This is a genomic window from Acinetobacter sp. YH12120 (genome assembly GCF_013418795.1).
Lineage (GTDB): Bacteria > Pseudomonadota > Gammaproteobacteria > Pseudomonadales > Moraxellaceae > Acinetobacter > Acinetobacter towneri.
The window spans coordinates 1-19,962 of record NZ_VPBI01000005.1 but is presented as its reverse complement, the minus strand read 5'-3'; the positions used below and the strand labels follow the sequence as shown (position 1 = coordinate 19,962).

Here is a 19,962-nt window from a genome sequence, read left to right as displayed (position 1 = left end):
CTAATTATGCCTTGCCTTGTTCTGGAATTTTTTTCCAAGCATTGTCACGTAAATAGACAGGCAATGCTTGTTCTGCGCTGACCCATTGCTGTTGCTGTGCACAGACGCGTGCAATAGTAGCAATATCTTGTGCGGTTGCACTTAAGCCTTTGTATTGTATTTGTTCTTGATCAATGAGACCTGCACCAGAACCGACCAATTGAAAGCGTACCGTCTGTGCAGCATCGCTATAATTCAATAATTGTTCCTGATCAACCGCCTGCATGATTCCTTGTGCATCTAGCTCAAAACTGGCGATATACACTTCATTCATGCGTGCATCCAACACAGCCGTAACTGCAGTTAATCCTTCAAGACGATAAGCCGCCTGCGCCAATGCCTGCAAAGTCGATACAGGAATTACAGGCACATCATGCGCCCACGCCAAAGCTTGCGTGACTGCCGCATTAATTCGCACACCGCTAAAAGAACCCGGGCCACGGCTAAAGGCAATTGCAGTCAGATCAGCCGTACTAATTTGAGTTTCAGCAAAGCCTTGCTCAATCATCGGTAAGATGGTTTGCGTTTGTGCTTTTGCTCGCGCATCTAATTGAAAAAAGAGTTCCTGTGTTTCATCTACAATCGAAACGGAACACTGCTCATTGGCAGTTTCCAATGCCAGCAATTTCATGCACAACCTTCAAGGAGTAAATATCAAAAATTGGCGTTATGATACTCCACTCCTGAAATTCACGCGAGGATTTACATGCCTTAGATTGCAATTCCTGAGTATAAAATTCTATGTAATTACAGCTAAAAAATGCGTTTGACTAAACGATGCAAATTCTATTTTAGAGTGTTGCAGGCTCTAGGTTTACAAAATGCTGAAAATGTTCAGCATAGTGCAGCGCACTCATTTTTAAACGTGCTTCTGCAGACTCATCCAAAGTCTTAACCACTTTACCGGGAGAACCCATCACCACAGAATTATCGGGAATCACTTTCCCTTCAGGAATTAAAGCATTGGCACCAATAATACAGTTTTTACCAATCACCGCATGATTCAGCACCACTGCATTAATACCAATCAGGGTGTTATCGCCCACGGTACAACCATGTAACATCGCCAGATGTCCAATAGTCACATAATCACCAATCTGCATTTCAATACCTGCATCGGTGTGCAAAACAGCATTTTCCTGAACATTACTAAAATTACCCAATTTGATTTTACTGTTATCGGCACGTACCACAGCCCCAAACCAAATACTAACTTTCTGTCCCAACTCAACCTGACCAATGACCGTGGCATTATCCGCCACCCAACCATCCCACGGTTGCTGCATTGCTTTCGGGGCATATCCTTTAAATTTATACAACATGGTTCCTTCCTATCTTCACATCAAAATTTTTCTATTTCTTAAATGTTGGTGAATTTAACAAAAACGGCCATTCTTTACGATAATCCAAACCATATTCAAATAAAGACACCAACATCCGCGCTGTTAAGCCCCAAACCACTTCATCTTCAACCTGCATACTCGGAAAATATAATTTTTGTTGTGCAAAGCTCACTTCATACGGCGTTGGTGGCGCTTCCATTAAATGCTGTAAAGAGGCAAAAAAGATCCGATCAATTTCTGAAGGTTGTGGAATTAATTCTACTTTTGGAGGAATCAGCCCCACCACAGGCTTAACCAACATTCCATTACGGGCTTTTTGCATTGGCAAGTCACCAATCAACTGCACTTCAAATGGATTTAATGCGGTTTCTTCCTGCGCTTCACGCAATGCCACCACAATATTACTGGTATCTTGCGGATCGCGTTTGCCACCAGGGAAAGACACCTCACCCGCGTGATTATTGAGTAAGGTAGAACGGCGGGTTAGCAATACCTTTGGATCAGACTCGTCGGTAATGGCAATCAATACCGCTGCATGCGCTTCCATGAACGTTTTAGAAAAGCGCAAACGTTGCTGTAATAGATGCGTGAGCGAATGATCAATCATGCCTTATAATTCTCCTTGTCTAAGTTTTCATCATAGCTGAAATAGGTGGGCAATAGATAGAGAGGATGCCAAAGTTGAAATTTTCAGTTATTCTGAGAACTCCCTTCAACAATGACGATCACTATGAACTTTTGTGGAAATTGTGGACAAAAAACAACAACGAAAATTCCGCTTGGCGATCAGCAATTACGTCAAGTGTGTAGCGCATGTGGCAATATTCACTATGTCAATCCAAAAGTCATTTGTGGTGCATTGGTCGTTTGGGAAAATAAAGTATTGTTGTGTCGTCGTGCAATTGAACCACGCTATGGTTTGTGGACTTTACCCGCAGGCTATATGGAAATGTTTGAAACCATGGAGCAAGGTTCTGCCCGTGAAACCCGCGAAGAAGCCGAAGCGGAAATTGAAATCGAACAACTTTATTGCATGTATAACATTCCACGGATTGGGCAAATTTATGTGCTGTTCAAAGCTCAATTGTTGAATGGTCAATTTGGTGCAGGTGAAGAAACCATCGAATCACGCTTGTTTAGTGAAGATGAAATTCCGTGGTCTGAATTGGCTTTCCCAAGTGTAGAACGTACTTTACAACACTACTTTGCAGATCGAAAAAACAATCATTTCACCACACATTTAGAAACCTTAGGTTCACGTACAGATCATACGGGTTAAAAACCCCACATGATGTTCATTTGAATCAAGCTAAAATTCGAATAATAAATAGCCCACTCTAAAGTGGGCTATTTTCATCACTATGTCACCTAAAATTAATGCTAAATACGCACTTTATTTGGGTTATAACACTCAGCAACATCTAGACTTACAGCTCCACCTTGGGCTTTCACCAAAGCTTTATCTGCATCAGTTGCTAAAGCAGGGTTTTGAGCCACGTAAGTTGCAAGTTGCGCATGATAAATATTGCTCCACTTCACTGTTGAGCCATTGAAATCAGACAATGTAATACGTGTAGAGTTGGCTGCAACTAAATTGCCAATATTGGCACGTGCACCGCCCACCACTTGACCATTTCCACCTTCAACCGCTTCAATTTTGGTATTCAAACCAATGACTGCGCCATCAAGTTTATGAAATTTTGGATTGGCTAAAATCATACGCAAAGTGACTGCTTTATTGTCGATATCGGTTGCACCTAACACACCTATACGGTATTGCTGCACACCATTTGTATCAACATATTCAGCACCAGACTGACGAATTGCTGCACACTGACCAGACATATCGGTTTCTGTGGCATTTGGTGCTATATCTGTACGAATATTGCCATCCTCATCTAAAACAACACCTAATTTGATGCTATCTGTAGTCGTTCCGCCATCAAAATTAAAGGTCAAGGTTGCATAAATTGGGAAAATATAGCGACTGCCTAAAGGTACATTTTTCTGGGTTTTAAAAACGCGATTATCCAAAAAGTTCACAGAAAAGAATTTATAGGCATCAAAAGAACCTTTGAACTGATCGGTACCTATGGTTTGTTGCCATTGACCATAATCTGCAGGATTCGCTGTTGTAGATTTGGTCAATAATTTATAAAAACCTTCCGTGCCTGCAATTAAATAATCATTAAACACCTTACCTTGGGTAATTTTAAAATCATCAGCCGCATTGTCATTCACACTAAAACGGAATGGCCCCTGAATACGTTTATTCAATGGGTTGACCCATGTGGTTTGTGCTGCTGCTACCATACGCTCAGGACGTACTTTACGAATCAATTCACCACTCACCGTTAAAATTGGGTTGGTCGTGTTTGCAGACACCGCACCTTTCCATTGCATACCATAACCGAAGGTATATCCAGAACGGTCTGTGATTAGTTGATATTGCCCAATGAGGTGTTTCAAATCTGCGACCGTAGATTTACAGTCTGCCAAATTACAGCCATATAAACCTTGTGGTAATTGTGAATCTTCTTTGGCTAAAATTGGATAGTTAGCTTGATAAGATGCCGAGTTATTCATGTAAACCAAGGTGTTTAATGCTTGATAAGCATCATCTTGAGATACCTGTGACACATCTACCCACGGGCGTAAAATACTGGCATAAGCCCCTGAACGATAGTCACCAACCTCAACGGACTCAGCAATATTTGCCAATTGTTCTTTTTTGAGTGTCGTAATCGTTAAAGGCTGAATATCACCTGCAATGGTTCCTCCACCTTCAACAGAAAGTGCTTGTAGCAAGCGTACAATTGCAGTCGCGACCTGTATCGTTTCGTCACTACTACTTAAACTCGTTGCTTGGCGTCCTGTTAATCCACGTGCCATATCTAACACACTTAAACGTGGATAACCCGCACCTGCAGTACTGACCATTCCAATATCAGACAATGATACTGTGCCTAAATCAATATATTGATTGGTCTTTTCCTGAATAAAGAAGTGGACTTTATCTCCTTCACTACATTTACCTGTTGCCGCATTACTTTTCGGCTCAATCATGGTGATGTAGGTTTTACTGGTATCACTGCTACAGGTAAAATTCAAACCATCCACAGGATAATCCAATGCAAATTCCACGCAGTTTTTTTTTGTACTGGCACAACTCCCGTTGATATACGCCACAGCATTAGGCTCTGGATTAATATTGGCACTTTCTCCACCACAGCCACTCAATGCCGCCATCAATGCTGTCGTTGCAAAAGGTAAAATATGTCTTGTTTTCATCCTGAATTCTCTTATTGTTGTTAGCGTATCGCAATGAGTTTTAATTGCCCTTGGTTACTGAGCGCGCGATGTTCCATATCCACTGCAGAAGCCAATGGCGTTAATAATACATAGTGGCTATTTTTTGGAAGTTGCAGCATACCTTCTATTACCTCGTGTCGTAAGACATTGCCTGCAGTATCCTGATTTCTAAAACCACCTGCACCTTCAATCACACAGCCTTTTTGATCCAGAAAAACCACAAACGGCCAATAAAAGGTCGGTTGATTTTGCTTCATGGCATAAGAGTTGATTTGAATATTTTGAATATTGCCTTCTAACTTCACCAATTCATAATCAAATTTTTCGGTTAAGGGAGCTCTAGGCCACAAATTTAAATCTTGTTGTGCTTTTAAGGTTTTAGCTTTATTTTTTTTGCTTTCAGCAAAACATTGCTGCCCCAAACCCTCAATTGCTTCAGCTTGATTAACACGATAATAGTCTGCAGCCAAAACAATAGCGTGAGGCTCAGCAACCGATTGCTTTTTAAATAATTTATTGAGAACGGAACGGCTTACACCACGTTCACGTTCGACCACTTGCATACGAGCACCACCGCCATTTTTTGTGTCAATTATGCCTTCTGGCATACTATAAAAGCGTTTTTTTCCTTCTAAATTAAACTCCTGATCTTCCAAATACTCACTTTTAACATACTGTTCTCCCGCCATCTCCATAAAACCCGTTTGTTGGGCAGATGCATGCGATGCTTGATCTGGTGTTTTTTTAGAAACAGACACTGTGGATGGATCAATCGCAAATTGCTGAGGAAGCTGTTGTAAATCCTCTAGTACAGATGGTTTAACAGCAACTTTGTTGATCATCACTTCTTTAGTGAATCCTGTTTGATGAACAGATTCCGCACTGGAAATTTCTTGCTGCGCTGCATTTGGCTCAGTGTGTGATGCGCGCAATGTTGAATTCACTTTGCTTTGACTGGCCTGATTTTGTGACGTAGCGGATTGTTCTGAGATATTCGGCTTAGACTGATTCAGTTGCTTGTTCACCTGAGCAGAAGTATTTTTAGATACCTGAACGGATGTTTGAGCAGGTATCTGCTGTGCTTGATGCACCTTGTCTTGCTTAAACTGGTCTTGTTGTTGGTTTTCTTGTAGTTGCTTTTGTTGGACTTGCTTTTGTTGGACTTGCTTTTGCTGTTGTGCGGTTTCCAACGCCTGTATCGTTTGCTTTTTTTCTGCAGCATTACGCTGCACCACAATTGGACGACCATCTGGTCCAATAATGGTGTAAAACTGATTCGCGTAACACACCGATCCCATACTGAAAATCAGTGTGAGTATCGACTTTGAAAATAAAGTCCGTTTTATTTTCCGTACTGAACTTACCATCGTGTTCTATAACTCAATCCAAGAATTGTAATTTTTGTATCCGTTTTCACATTCAAACCCGCATAAGGGTTTAACAGCAGGTTATTCACACCTTCCTTATTGGCTAAGCTACTGGTATTGGCTGGAATTTTATCCTTACTTTGTAAAAAGCCGATGGATAAATCAAGGTCTGTATCTGCATCAAAACGATATCCCACACCCAGACCGAATAAACGTGCATTATTAATTGGTACCATGGTGTTACGCTTATTGTCAGGAATCGCACTACCACGTGGTTCATAACCCGCACGTAGTTTTAAACGGTCTGTGGCTGAATATTCGATGCCAACACCCCAGTTCCACGGTGACTTAAACTCTAATGGCAAAGCTAAACTGTCATCAGACACATGCTCCGAAAGCAATTTTGCAATTTTTAATGCCGAGATTTGACGGTCAAACTCGAATTTGAATTTATCCCATGCTTTATAGTCAGTCCAGCCCACATCAAAATTGACTTGTAAATCAGGCATGACTTTATATTTTATCCCCGCTTGAAAGTGCGCAGGATATTCAAAATCCATAGAAACCAAACCAGACTCACTGGCTGGAATATAACTTGGGAAACCTAAAATTGCCGCTAAAATCTGACCTGTTGGTGAAGACATCAAACCATTAATTAACTCACGCGGTGCTTTCGAGTTATCAATATGATATTTGCCCTTTAAGCGCATTTTAGCTGCACTCTGATACACCATACCAAAGCTAAAATCTTCTGTCGGTTCCCACAAAATACCCAAGTTATAACTCGGGCTTAAACTTTGCTCAACCGCCAGTTGCATTTGCCCAAAACGGGAAAATGGATTCATGCCTTCTTCGGCATTACAAATCCCGAGCAACAAAATATCGGTAATGATGTCTGAATTTTCTTTAAATGGCGTACAGACCACTTCATCCACCATACGTAACATCCCGATCAGTTCATTCGGGAAGCGTAAATCGGTATTCATGGCGATGGCTTGGTAAGACATCCCTATTGACGCACCGACTGACAATTCATCATTGACTTGATAGGCGATAGATGGAGAAAGATAAGTAATACGCTCTAAGGCAACCTGTTGTCCCATAAAGTTACCAGGGTTACCATTTTCGGCACCAAAGCCCGCAATCAACGGCGCATATAATGCGGTGGCAAAGGTCACTTTGGAACCTGGTGGATTATAGGCAATACCGTTGGTTGGCGCTGCCAGTGGCATGCCTTTACCCAAATCGACAAATTTTTTCAGAATCGGGACATACAGCGTTGGATATTCTACATCGGCTTGTACTGTACCTTTAAAATCGGTACAAAAATCGGCCAAAATTTCTGGCCCATCGTTACACACCACAGGGTCATCAGAATAACCAAATACGTCATAACCTGCTGGAACAGAAAGCTCACGCTGTACATCAAAATGTGCCAATACCCCTTGCACATCTGTTTGCAAACCTTCAATTTTGGTCAGTGCAGCAGGGTTAAAGTGAATCGCACTAATACCAGGAGGATCTGCAGTGACCGCATTCCCCATAGTCAAAGAACGAATATCGACAGATAAGTTTTGTCCAAGCTGCGCAAAAGCAGCCCCTGAACAGCCCGACAGTATAATTGCAGTCACTAACGGGCGAAGTCGTATCATTTTCATGCGACTAGCCTCTTAGCGAATTTTTTTACCGAAACCGAGAATATCCAGTGGGAATGACAAACCAAGTGATACGTCTGGCGCGTCTTCGGTCAGACCGATTCCTACCGTACCATTCACAATGGTTTCAGGCGAAACGCGCACGCCTAATGAAATAGCTAAAGTCGCACTGGTTTGGTCTGCAGGCGAATAGCTTTCACCTCCTTCATAAAAAAACTCAGAACCAGTATTGAAGCTCTGCTGATAAGACATGGTCATCGACACATCGTAGTTAAACGAATATGCAAAACCAAAAGCAAAACCACCACTAATCCCTGGCTCAAATTCTTCAATTATACGTCTACCGCGAATTTGATTGAGACCGCTTTCTTTAAAACCATAGTTGGCTGAAGCAGAAGCAAACAATACAACAGGGTCAATATATTTACGCGTACTTGCACCGATGCCTGCAGAGTAGTAACCCTTACCTGTTGATAAATCTTTAACAGGATTAATCTCGTAAGGACTATCCCCCGTTTTGGTCGATAAATTTGCGAATAAAATTAAAGGTAAACGCCCCGCTTTTAATGGGAATGGCTCCCAACGTGCACCTAAAGAAATATCCCCCAAGCCTGCTGCCGTGGCATCTTTTAACAAGTCTGACTTTGCAACCAATGGTACAGAAGCAGATAAAGTTAAATTGTCACGCAAACCATATTGTGCGGTGAAGGTGTTAGTTAATGCGTGGGACGCATTTTCTTGCACACGAAGCTGATACAACTGACCTTGAGCCATTTCAAGGTCGAGCTGCGTATCACGATGATAGGTATAATCAATATCATAATAAGATGAAATATCACCTTTTTTCATGAGCGAGTATTGCCGCTCATTCGAGGTAAATACTTCTTCTAAATTCGCCTCTTTGGTTGCATCGCCCTCTTGCTGTTGCAAAGCAGATGATGCTGCTTGTGCACCATTTGCAGCGACAACCGCACTATTTGTTTCAGCACTTGTATCTGCAGTTGATGCTGCTGTATCTGATACTTCTGCCTGTTCAGTTGTGGTTTCATATTCCCCTAATTGCGGCTCCTCTGCGGCATAAGCCACCCCAAATACCATTTGAATACTGAGTGCCAATAAGGTTTTATTCATCCATTTACGATCCATGATTTACCCCTTCCATTTTTATTTTTGTATTTCGTGAACAACTAATTACTTGTTTTTATAGTAGAGTCTTAAAAAACGATGCTCGTACTGTCCATAATTATCAGAATCTTTATTTACATTACGTTCCAGACGTATTGTCGATGCTTTATCGGCTATTTTTTCCATCGCAAATTGTGGATATTGAATATCAACAAAGGCATAACGATTCACTGTTGCATCTTCCACATGACGTAAATCTTTTTCATGTAATGCCAACATATTTTGTCGATGCTGAGGTGCTACATTAATTAAGAACAGGGTGTTATTTTCCCAAACGTCCTTAAATCGTTCTTCATCAAAACTAATATTACCCAAAGCTGGGTCAGCCACATAAACCCGCCCATTTTTATAGGCTTTATACACCACAAAATGTTTAAAACCTGCATAAGAAATTGGTACGATTGCAGGCTGCCCTTGCTTGACTAAATCTTCAAATTCACCACGATACCCCCCACTCTCTAGCCCTAAAGCAGCAACAAAGCGCTTCATATCTAACAATGAAAAACTACGACGTTCAATAATTCGGTCGTATTCTCCATAACGCAGCAAGCCACTCATGGTTTGTTGCTCGTTTAATTGTGTTCCTACATAACCATTCAGCAAGGTTGTTAAAGCTGCAGAACCACAACTGTAGTCATAGGCTTGGCGCACAATTCCGCGAAATTGATCTTCTAAAGCAGGTTTAATTTGCACAGGCTCTCTGTGCATACGGGTAAAGGAATTATTTCTAGAATCCAAAGTTTCTGTGTAACGCACAGTTTCAGGATGCTGTTCTTTTAAATCAAAGGCTTGTGTGGCAGCGTAATAGATCAATGCCGAGCCCAAAGCGATCTCTAACATATATTTTTACTTTTTAGTTCTCGGCAATACCTGCCTAATATTTTTATTTTAGAGTTTTCACTCTACTTCCTTGTATTTAGAAAGATACTCGTTTTATAGAAAAAAAAAAGAGCTTTCTTTATTTTTTTGCGAACTCATCAGTTTATTTGTAAAAAAAAGCGCGTGAATTCACGCGCTTTTTCAGTTTTTAAATTAGTGACCAGAAATGGTGATTTTTGCACCTTGTGTATAACCAGCAGGTTGCAATGTATTACCACCGTAATAAGTTTGTAAGCCTTGAACTTCCATATCACCAATCGAAGCAGCATCACGGCTACCCAATTTGATACCTTTTACATAGTTATCTTTAGCACCACCATGGCTGATGATCTGAATATAACCATTGCTAGCATCGTCTTTACCTATGATACTAATATCTTGCTTTAATGTTAAGTCTGTCAAGCCTGCATCTGCAAGCTTAATGCTTTCAATAAAGATTTCACCTGCAGCACGTGTAGCTGTTTTCGTCGAATTATCCAAAATACCCAAGTTTGCAATTTCCAAACCACCCACCATTGTGGTATCAAGTTTAATCATTGCCCCTTGTGGCGCTGCACCCAATTGAATATTAGCATCCATTTTACCTGTTCTTAAAGTTAAGCCAGATAGGATTGCGTTATAATTAGTATCAACACCACCACGACGAATTGAACCAGCATTATTATCAACACCTTGCTTGCCCGAAGCAGTTACACCAATTTCACCGATATTAATTTCCAGACCAGATACTTGAGCTGCTACGTTAATAAATGCGCTATTACTACCACCTACACCCGCATCAGTATCGATCACCAAGTCTGCTAAGTTATGAGTGGCTAGTAAGTACTTTGTCGGATCAGATGTATCAGACATATTAGCTTCAATGACTACACCATTTGTAGCTGTTTTTCCTTTTCCATTAGCTTTAATTACAATCGCACCAGCATCTCCAGTACCACCAAAACCTAGGTCACCAGCAGCACCTTTTGCAGCCAAACCATCATTATCATGGATTAAAAGTTTTTCGATTTCGATTTTAGAAATACCAATCCCGATGCTTAAACCATCTTGACCAGTAGTTGCGCTTAATGCAGTATCGTCCATTGCCTGCATTGCCATTGCATTTGTTGTTAACGCGATTGATGATACCAAAGCAAGTTTAGTAAATTTTTTCATCTTGTTACTCTCCCGAGAGTATTATTTTTTTGGTTTTACCACTCAGTGCCAGTGATTGTGTTTTTATTTGATGAGGACAACACTGACACACATTCCTTGAGTAGCCGGTTTGCACATACAAAGGTATATCTGAGTTATTTTTTGTTCAACTGCTGTTGGTCGCAATCCACATCTTACCGACAAACGGTTATTTGCTTTTTATCTGCTGCAATCATGTAAAATAGCCTTTTAAAATCTCTCAGCTGTTTACGCTTTATGTCCTATCCTACTCATTTTAAAAAATTATTCTGTGAACCTGAATATAAGGCTGCAAGAATTTTGCAAGCTTTGGCAGCACTTTCACATTGTATTTATTTGCAAAATAATGGAAAGGCACGTATTGCTTTTTTGGCTGAACGCTATTGTGTGCAGCAAAACCATCAACATTTTTACTTTCAAAAAACGGCATTGGATCAATATGAATTAAGTCCAACTCAATTAGATTTAACAGCTCATCTCGGTGCTTTAGAAGATGCTGACACCGCCCCATTTTGCAGTGTAATGGGGTTTGTTTCGTATGATGCAGCAGCACAGCAACACATCAATACGCAGTCTCGCCCCCAGCCAAGTATTTTTTTAGGTCAATTTAAAAGCTATTTACAGCAAGAAACTGATGGCTGGTATTTTTATAGTTCAGACGATGCTGCTACTCAAATCTTTGATTTTATTTTAAATTTATATACTCAATCAACCATAATTGAACAGTTCCAATTAAGCCAAAAGTGTCAAGCCCGCTGGAATTTCACAGATTACCAACGCGCCTTTCAACATGTTCAAGACTATATAGTGGCAGGAGATTGTTATCAAATTAATCTTACGCAAGAGTTTAGCGCTGAGGCTCAAGGTCAACTTTTAGAGACTGCAGCTCAGTTTTGGCAACTGACCAATGCACCTTATGCAGGTTATTTACGTATTGGTGATTTTGAAATTTTAAGTTGTTCGCCCGAACTCTTTATCGATTTTGAGGAAAATCGAAAAATTACCACAAAACCTATTAAGGGCACGATGCCACGTTATGGCGATCCTGAATTAGACCGACAATCGAAACAACAATTAAGTGAATCTAAAAAAGATCAGGCTGAAAATGTGATGATTGTGGATTTATTACGTAATGATTTAAGTGTTTATGCCGAAACTGGCAGCGTCAAAACGCCAAAGTTATTCAATATTGAGTCTTTTAACCAAGTGCATCACATGGTCAGTGAAGTGACCGCAACACTAAAAGCCGAGATGAATCCTTTTGATGTGTTGATGTCTGCCTTGCCAGGTGGGTCAATTACAGGCGCACCGAAAATTCGTGCCATGCAAATTATAGATGAACTCGAAGGTGCAGCACGTGGCGCCTATTGCGGCTCTATGGGTTATTTTGATGCCGATGGAACGGGTTCTTGGAATATCCTGATCCGTTCTATTCAGAAATATCAGCAAGATGTTTCATTATGGGCTGGTGGTGGCGTCACGATTGCATCTGTTTGTGAAGCAGAATATCAAGAATGTTTTGACAAGGTTTCAGCGATGTTGGACTTATTGAACCGCTGGTACAAACCTGCGCAATAGCATGTCGCAAAAACAAAAAAAGCGAGTGAATTCAATGCTTCACTCGCCTCTACGATATTTTAACAATTAAGCCAAAATATCGTATTTTAAAGTATCTACTAAGCGTTGATTTTGATCATCTGTACCAATAGTAATGCGCAAATATTGATTGATGCGTGGTTTATTAAAATAACGCACAATAATACCGCGTTCACGTAATGCTGCAGCTAATTCACCCGCATCCTGTTGAGGATGTGATGCAAAAATAAAGTTGGCGTGTGATGGCAATATCTTAAAGCCCAAGCTCGTTAAATCCGTCACCAATTTCTCACGGCTTGCAATAACTTTTTGGCATTGTGCTTCAAAATACGCCTGATCTTGAAAAGATGCCACCGCTGCTGCAATCGCAAAACGATCCATTGGATAGGAGTTAAAACTATTTTTCACGGCTTCCAGTGCGGCAATTAAATGCGGTTGCGCAATCGCAAAACCAACACGTAAACCTGCCAAAGAACGTGATTTAGAGGTGGTTTGACACACCACTAGATTCTCGTACTTTTCCACCAATTTCACTGCAGACTCTGCACCAAAATCGACATAAGCCTCATCAATCACGACCACTGAATTTGGATTGGCCTGTAAAATTTCTTCAATAGCGCTTAAACCTAAAGCAATACTGGTCGGTGCATTCGGATTGGTGATGATAATGCCACCATTGGCTTGCTTATAGTCATCAACTACAATTTCAAAATCATCATTTAAAGGCAAAATTTTAGTTTTTACCCCAAAAAATTGACTATATACAGGGTAAAAACTATAGGTGATATCCGGATACAGTAACGGCTGTTCCTGAACAAAAAAAGCCTTAAAAATATGTGCAAGGACTTCATCTGAACCATTGCCAACAAAGACATTTCCAACAGCTACATTTTGCTGTTTCGCAATGGCTTGCTTAAGCTCAGACGCATCTGGATCTGGATATAAACGCAGTGCATCTGCCGAGTTTTCTAAAACCTTTTGCACCGCTTCCACCACTTTAGGCGAAGGTGGATACGGGTTTTCATTGGTATTCAATTTTAATAAATTTTGAATTTTTGGCTGCTCACCCGGTACATAAGGCTCTAGCTCACGTACTTCAGGGCTCCAAAAACGCATTTGTTCTGCTGTGATATTCATTTTGTATTCTCTTTAAACCCTCTCCTAACCTCTCCCAAAGGGAGAGGAATTTTCATTACTAAAGACACAAAATTTGTGTGGTTTAAATTCCCCTCTCTTTATTAGGAGAGGGTCAGGGAGAGGTTGTAGTGCTATTTATGATTGATAACGATAACGTGCTGATCGTGCATGCGCATCCAGATTTTCCTGCTGCGCTAAAATATCAGCGGTTTTCGCCAAACTTTTCACGCCCTCAGCTGAACACATAATCAGACTTGAGCGTTTTTGGAAATCGTAAACACCCAATGGCGATGAAAAACGTGCTGTACCCGACGTTGGTAATACGTGGTTTGGCCCTGCACAATAATCACCAATCGCTTCTGGTGTATAGCGCCCCATAAAGATCGCACCCGCATGACGAATTTCTTCTGCCATCACTTGTGGATCATCCATACACAACTCCAAGTGTTCGGGCGCAACTTGGTTGATCAATTCAATCGCCTCTTGACGATCTTTGACTAAGATCAATGCACCACGATTTGCAATAGAAGTGCGGGCAATTTCAGCTTTAGGCAAATTCGCCAAGTGCTGTTCAATCGCTTGTTCAACCTGATTCAGCAATTGCGCATCTGGTGTAATAAAAATAGATTGTGCAACCGTGTCGTGCTCGGCTTGGGAAAGTAAATCCATCGCCAACCATTCAGGATTATTTTCACCTTCGGCATAAACCAAAATTTCGGATGGCCCAGCAATCATATCAATGCCGACCTGACCAAACACAGCACGTTTTGCAGCCGCCACAAAGCGGTTACCCGGCCCCGTAATTTTATCTACCGATGGGATGGTTTCTGTACCATAAGCCAACGCAGCAACGGCTTGCGCTCCACCAATGGTAAATACACGAGTGACTCCTGCTAAATATGCAGCCGCTAAAACCAATGGATTGAGTTCACCATTCGGTGCAGGTACCACCATAATAATTTCAGGTACACCAGCAACATGCGCAGGCACGGCATTCATGAGCACAGAAGATGGATAAGATGCCAAACCACCTGGTACATAAATACCAACGCGATCTAATGGCGTGACTTTTTGCCCAAGTGTATTGCCCAAAGCATCAACATAAGTCCAGCCATCCTGCTTTTGCGCTTGGTGAAATTCACGAATACGTACAGCAGCCAATTCCAAAGCTTCACGAACTTCGTTATCTAAAGCATCAAATGCGGCTTTCAGTTGTTCCTGACTTAACTCAAGTTCTGAAAATTGATGCGCTGGATGTCGATCGAACTGTTGAGTGAGTTTAAGAACCTGAGCATCACCGTGCTGACGCACATCAGCAATAATTTGATCTACAGTTTTTAAAAGTTCAGGATCACTGACAGTTTCAAAAGCCAACAAGTCTGCAAAGGCTTGTTTAAAGCTTTGATCTTGAGTCGATAAACGTCGCATCAATTTACCCACAAGGTTTGATAGAAAAGTTTAGTTTACCTTGTTTCTAAGGCTTTGTGGGAATCTATACATGGCGAAAGCAGTATGTTTTGATGGAAATTCACGTTCGAAATCATTCAAGAACAGAATCATGCACGAACATAAAAAAACCGCCATTAAATGACGGTTTTTTGAGAAGGCAGGATGATGGATACAAAGTTAAGCAGATTGTTTTGCCAACTCTCGTTCTGCCACAGCTTTTTCAAGTTGTGCCAAAATTGGATTGAGCAAATCTTGCTTGCGCTTAAAACTGGCTTTATTGACAATTAAACGTGAAGATACTTTACAGATTTCTTCTAGCGGCTCTAAACCGTTGGCACGTAAAGTATTACCTGTATCAACCACATCGACAATGTAATCACCCAAACCGACCAATGGTGCTAATTCCATTGAGCCATAGAGTTTAATGACATCAACCTGCTCACCTAAGCTGGCATAATATTGACGGGTCAAATTCACATATTTAGTGGCAATTTTTAAACGACCTTTTGGACGCTGCATACCAACTTTGCCCGCAGTCATTAATTTACAATTGGCAATTTTCAGATCCAGCGGCTCATATACATTTTGAGCGCCATGCTCCATCAGCACGTCTTTACCCGCAACCCCAATATCTGCCGCACCATTTTCAACATAAGTTGGTACATCAGAGGCACGTAAAATTAAAATACGCACTTGTTTATGTGTGGTTGGGAAAATCAACTTACGTGATTTATCTGGATCTTCCAGTAAATTAATTCCCGCAGTTTCTAATAAAGGCAAAGTTTCTTTTAAAATTCGCCCCTTACTTAATGCCAAAGTTAAACCATGATCAAAATTGCCCATGACGTCAAAATTTGGATCATCGTTTCTCATGTCATTCATCAATTTACTCGCTTAATTTGGGCGCCTAAACCTTGTAACTTTTGTTCTACATTTTCATAACCGCGATCAATATGATAAATACGGTCAATCAATGTTTCGCCTTCTGCCGCCAATGCTGCTAACACCAACGAGAATGAGGCACGTAAATCAGTTGCCATAACAGGTGCAGCAGAAAGTTTTTCTACGCCTGTCACCACCGCATCATTGCCTTCTACCTGAATATTGGCACCCATACGTGACAACTCAGGGACATGCATAAAACGGTTTTCAAAAATAGTTTCCGAAATGGTAGCAAAACCGCGTCCAATCGCATTCACCGCCATTAACTGTGCTTGCATGTCTGTTGGAAATTCAGGATGTGGTAAAGTTCTGAAACTCACGGCTTTAGGGCGCTTGCCCATCATGTCCAGTTCAATCCAGTCATCGCCACGTGTGACTTCCGCACCCATTTCTTCAAACTTATCTAACACAGATTCTAGCAAGGCAGGATCGGTATGTGTGGTTCTGATTTTACCGCCCGTAATTGCAGCTGCAGCCAAATAAGAACCTGTTTCGATACGGTCAGCAACTACTGAATACTCACAACCATGCAAGTGTTCAACACCTGTAACCACTAAAGTATCGGTGTCTAAACCTTCAATTTTAGCGCCCATTGTGATGAGCATTTGCGCAAGGTCGGTAATTTCAGGTTCACGTGCAGCATTACGAATAGTGGTAACACCATCTGCCAATACCGCAGCCATGAGAATGTTTTCTGTACCGCCAACAGTGACCATATCAAAGACCACTTCGCCACCTTTAAGGCGACCATTGACTTTGGCATTTACATAGCCATTTTCAACTTCAATTTCTGCGCCTAAAGCTTCAAGTGCTTTAAGATGTTGATCGACAGGACGTGAGCCTATTGCACACCCCCCTGGCAAAGATACTTTTGCACTACCATAGCGCGCAACCAATGGGCCAAGCACCAAAATAGAGGCACGCATGGTTTTTACCAATTCATAAGGTGCAAATTGGTTGTCCAACGTTGAGGTATCTGCAATGACTGTATCGCCTTCATAAGACATTTTAATGCCCAAGCCTGCGATCAACTTCACCAAGGTATTTACATCTTTTAAATTTGGAACATTTTTCAATGTAATTGGCGTTTCTGCAAGAATCATTGCAGCAAGAAGTGGCAAGGCTGCATTTTTTGCACCAGAAATACGCACTTCACCTTCGAGCTTATTACCGCCCTGAATTAAAAATTTATCCATTAAATTATTAAGCTCCAAATAAGCTTGCTTTACGCCATTCTTCTTGTGTCATTGCACGAATTGTAACCGCATGAACTTCACCGCTGGCAATATAGCTATTCAATGGTGCATACACTGCTTGTTGACGAGCAACAGGACGCTTACCTTCAAACTGATTATCTACAATACGAAGATCAAACTTGCCGCCTTGCCCACTTACAGCAACTTCAGCCTCTGGAAAAGCAGCTTTTAAAATTTCAGTGAGCTGTTCACTATTCATCACAAAGACCTCTTATAGGACCAACGGTGTAAAAACCTGTCATTTTACTATAAATAGAAAAAATAATTCATTAATCCTATACATTATCGCAATAAAAAAAGAGGTTTATCCAAAACCTCTTTTTAAATCACATTTTAACTAGATGGCTAAAGGCTGATAATCCAACTGCATCTTCCGATGTTTCTCTAACTGACGTTTTAATTTTTCTGTCATCATCTTAATTGAAGTATACATATCATCTGCACTAGCCTGCGCAAAAAGCTCCGTTCCAGGTAAACGAATAATCGCTTCTGCAATATGATTGGCGCTACCTTTTTTAGAATGTTTATCGATTTGATGATCTTTACTTAATTTCACCTGCATACTATTGACCTGATCCAGATGTTTGGTCATTTGTGCAAATTTAAGTCGAATATTTTCTTCAATTGCAGGGGTGATAGCTAAGTGATGTCCACGAATTGTTATTTGCATAATTCTATCCCTCACCTTCATTAGGATTAGGAAGGCATAGTTCACATGATTGATTGCCAAATAACAGATCACTGTAGCGGTCACTTTAAATCATGTCTAACTATTCCTTCAAAAAAGATTCATTATTTGGTCATAATGAATCCTTAGAATAGACCGATTTTAAAAATTAGATCAAGACTTTTCGTTCAGAAGATGACGGAATATTTAATGACTCACGATATTTCGCAACTGTTCGGCGTGCTACATCAATTCCCTCTTCCTTAAGAAGGTTTGCAATTGTGTTGTCTGACAAAGGTTTACGTGGATTTTCCTCTGCAATTAATTTTTTTATCTTGGCGCGAATCGCAGTTGAGGATGCTTCTCCACCTGAACTTGTTCCAACATGACTTGAAAAGAAATATTTCAATTCAAATAAACCACGTGGAGTTAACATATATTTATTAGTGGTCACCCGTGAAACTGTAGATTCATGCAACTCCACCTCATCGGCAACATCACGCAAAATCAACGGTTTCATTCCTTCAGCACCAATTTCTAAAAATTCACGTTGATGTTGCACAATGCAGGTTGCGACTTTTAATAAAGTTTTATGACGCTCATCGACACTTTTAATAAAGTTTTTTGCATCCAACATTTGATTGCGCAAATATTGATTGTCTTCGCTTTGATCTGCGCGTTTAATCATATTGGCATAAAATGAATTGATTCTAAGCTTCGGTACAACATCAGGATTCAGCTGCACCTGCCAATGGTCCTGCTTTTTACTGACCACTACATCTGGAATTTGATAATCTGACTCCTGATCTTCAAATGCTGTACCAGGATGCGCTTTCAAGGTTTTTAATAAAGCCACTGCATGCTGTAGCTGATCTGCGCTTAAACCCGTTTGCTTAATTAACTTGGCTAAATCATTCGAAATTAATAACTCATAATGCTGCAAGAGTTGCAGTGCTTCCTGCCGATAAGGCACATCTGTAGCCAAACTTTCAAGCTGAATAGATAAACATTCCGCCAAATTACGCGAACCAATACCAATCGGCTCTAAACGCTGAATATGTTTCAAAACGACCAAAACTTCATCGTCTTCAACTTCATCTTCGTATTCCATGGAGATCAATAAATGTTGCACAGATGTAGTGATTTCAGATATTTCACAATCCAAGAAACCATTGTCATCCAAAGCATCGACAATACAGTAGGCAATGAGCTGCTCGACTTGAGAAAAATGCAACAGATTGATTTGTTGCATCATGTGCTCTTTTAAACCTAAATGTCCCTGACGATTATCCTCGCGCTCTTCATATTCCGCTGCTCCCAAACTCGTGGGTAAATGAGTGTACACATCATCCCAGTCTGTATCGACAGGCAAGTCATTCGGTAGATGATCTGCATTTAATTCTTTAGTCAAATCCTTTTGATCATGCTCTTGCTCTTCTAAGGTGGATAAACTTTCGACACTACTTTGTTCTTCGACTTTTTCTAATAAGGGATTACTGTCCAACTGAATTTGAACTTCTTGTTCAAGTTCCAAGCTCGAAAGTTGAAGCAAACGAATGGCTTGTTGTAACTGCGGTGTCAGTGACAAGGAGTTTGCAACTTTTAATCCAACCGATAACTTCATTTTCACCCACTCTTTTAAATTTATGTTTTTCAACAACTTAATATATAAGTTTTTGATAAGCAATTTCTATGCCGTTTTATTAGGTATAGCACAGATTTATCAAAAGACATAAAGATTTTAATCAGAAGTTCTATTCAATTTATTATTGTTTTTCTAACTTTATTTTCTCTCTTGCATAAAAAAACACCCCCAACGCTAGTTGAGGGTGTTTGAATAATGAGCTGGCGATGACTTACTCTCACATGGGTAACCCCACACTACCATCAGCGCGAAGAGGTTTCACTTCTGAGTTCGGGAAGGGATCAGGTGGTTCACTCTTGCTATGGTCGCCAGCACAA

Annotated in this window: 18 protein-coding genes and 1 rRNA gene; 2 read left to right on the top strand and 17 right to left on the bottom strand. The window is 40.7% G+C overall.

The features are described from left to right. Positions 1-4: 4 nt before the first annotated feature. From tsaB to FTU58_RS05060, 3 genes are all read right to left on the bottom strand, one after another. Entirely contained in the window at positions 5-670 is a 666-nt protein-coding gene (tsaB, locus tag FTU58_RS05070) for a tRNA (adenosine(37)-N6)-threonylcarbamoyltransferase complex dimerization subunit type 1 TsaB (RefSeq protein WP_096902124.1), read from the bottom strand. Positions 671-830: 160 nt separating this feature from the next. Next, positions 831-1,361, bottom strand: coding sequence for a gamma carbonic anhydrase family protein (locus tag FTU58_RS05065; protein ID WP_131261917.1), 531 nt, complete (start codon positions 1,359-1,361; stop codon positions 831-833). Positions 1,362-1,392: 31 nt separating this feature from the next. After that, complete coding sequence (locus FTU58_RS05060) at positions 1,393-1,989, bottom strand: CoA pyrophosphatase (protein ID WP_004975226.1); 597 nt, start codon at positions 1,987-1,989, stop codon at positions 1,393-1,395. Between the two features lie 123 nt (positions 1,990-2,112). On the opposite strand from FTU58_RS05060, the gene FTU58_RS05055 reads away from it, so the two are divergent. Then, positions 2,113-2,661, top strand: a complete 549-nt coding sequence (locus FTU58_RS05055) for an NUDIX hydrolase (RefSeq protein ID WP_026438436.1) — start codon at positions 2,113-2,115, stop codon at positions 2,659-2,661. Between the two features lie 101 nt (positions 2,662-2,762). Here FTU58_RS05055 and FTU58_RS05050 read toward each other — a convergent pair whose 3' ends face one another. The 6 genes from FTU58_RS05050 to FTU58_RS05025 form a co-directional block, all read right to left on the bottom strand. Continuing rightward, complete coding sequence (locus tag FTU58_RS05050) at positions 2,763-4,673, bottom strand: flagellar protein FilF (protein ID WP_180062161.1); 1,911 nt, start codon at positions 4,671-4,673, stop codon at positions 2,763-2,765. 20 nt (positions 4,674-4,693) lie between these two features. Beyond that, positions 4,694-6,061 carry a putative pilus assembly protein FilE gene (filE, locus tag FTU58_RS05045; protein WP_180062160.1) on the bottom strand — a complete coding sequence of 456 codons (1,368 nt, stop codon included), beginning with the start codon at positions 6,059-6,061 and terminating at the stop codon, positions 4,694-4,696. After that, positions 6,055-7,719, bottom strand: a complete 1,665-nt coding sequence (locus tag FTU58_RS05040) for an OmpP1/FadL family transporter (protein WP_004975217.1) — start codon at positions 7,717-7,719, stop codon at positions 6,055-6,057. The genes filE and FTU58_RS05040 overlap by 7 nt, the downstream gene beginning before the upstream one ends. 12 nt (positions 7,720-7,731) lie before the next feature. Next, positions 7,732-8,862 carry a hypothetical protein gene (locus FTU58_RS05035; protein WP_179996580.1) on the bottom strand — a complete coding sequence of 377 codons (1,131 nt, stop codon included), beginning with the start codon at positions 8,860-8,862 and terminating at the stop codon, positions 7,732-7,734. A gap of 45 nt (positions 8,863-8,907) precedes the next feature. Further along, complete coding sequence (locus FTU58_RS05030; protein WP_180062159.1) at positions 8,908-9,741, bottom strand: C39 family peptidase; 834 nt, start codon at positions 9,739-9,741, stop codon at positions 8,908-8,910. A 192-nt stretch (positions 9,742-9,933) separates the two neighbouring features. Then, on the bottom strand, positions 9,934-10,935 hold the full coding sequence (locus FTU58_RS05025; protein ID WP_180062158.1) for a DUF6160 family protein: 1,002 nt from the start codon (positions 10,933-10,935) through the stop codon (positions 9,934-9,936). A 255-nt stretch (positions 10,936-11,190) separates the two neighbouring features. Here FTU58_RS05025 and pabB point away from each other — a divergent pair, with 255 nt between their 5' ends. Continuing rightward, on the top strand, positions 11,191-12,531 hold the full coding sequence (gene pabB / locus FTU58_RS05020; RefSeq protein ID WP_180062157.1) for an aminodeoxychorismate synthase component I: 1,341 nt from the start codon (positions 11,191-11,193) through the stop codon (positions 12,529-12,531). A 66-nt stretch (positions 12,532-12,597) separates the two neighbouring features. Here the strand turns inward: pabB and hisC are convergent, their stop codons facing one another. The 8 genes from hisC to rrf all read right to left on the bottom strand — a co-directional run bounded on the left by hisC (position 12,598) and on the right by rrf (position 19,958). Further along, positions 12,598-13,686 carry a histidinol-phosphate transaminase gene (gene hisC, locus FTU58_RS05015; RefSeq protein ID WP_131261923.1) on the bottom strand — a complete coding sequence of 363 codons (1,089 nt, stop codon included), beginning with the start codon at positions 13,684-13,686 and terminating at the stop codon, positions 12,598-12,600. Positions 13,687-13,821: 135 nt separating this feature from the next. Further along, entirely contained in the window at positions 13,822-15,126 is a 1,305-nt protein-coding gene (gene hisD, locus FTU58_RS05010) for a histidinol dehydrogenase (protein WP_026438434.1), read from the bottom strand. 186 nt (positions 15,127-15,312) lie between these two features. After that, positions 15,313-16,017: an ATP phosphoribosyltransferase gene (hisG, locus tag FTU58_RS05005; protein WP_004975201.1), complete on the bottom strand. Its 705-nt coding sequence runs from the start codon at positions 16,015-16,017 to the stop codon at positions 15,313-15,315. Continuing rightward, positions 16,017-17,273, bottom strand: a complete 1,257-nt coding sequence (gene murA / locus FTU58_RS05000) for a UDP-N-acetylglucosamine 1-carboxyvinyltransferase (protein WP_180062156.1) — start codon at positions 17,271-17,273, stop codon at positions 16,017-16,019. The genes hisG and murA overlap by 1 nt, the downstream gene beginning before the upstream one ends. 7 nt (positions 17,274-17,280) lie before the next feature. Continuing rightward, positions 17,281-17,532, bottom strand: a complete 252-nt coding sequence (gene ibaG / locus FTU58_RS04995) for a BolA family iron metabolism protein IbaG (RefSeq protein WP_004975198.1) — start codon at positions 17,530-17,532, stop codon at positions 17,281-17,283. 138 nt (positions 17,533-17,670) lie between these two features. Further along, positions 17,671-18,003: a ribosome hibernation-promoting factor, HPF/YfiA family gene (gene hpf / locus FTU58_RS04990; protein WP_004975196.1), complete on the bottom strand. Its 333-nt coding sequence runs from the start codon at positions 18,001-18,003 to the stop codon at positions 17,671-17,673. Between the two features lie 166 nt (positions 18,004-18,169). Further along, the gene (locus FTU58_RS04985; RefSeq protein ID WP_154320393.1) at positions 18,170-19,624 is read right to left on the bottom strand and encodes an RNA polymerase factor sigma-54; all 1,455 of its coding nucleotides are present in this window, start codon (positions 19,622-19,624) and stop codon (positions 18,170-18,172) included. 219 nt (positions 19,625-19,843) lie between these two features. Next, positions 19,844-19,958 (bottom strand): 5S ribosomal RNA (gene rrf, locus FTU58_RS04980). Between the last annotated feature and the right edge of the window lie 4 nt (positions 19,959-19,962).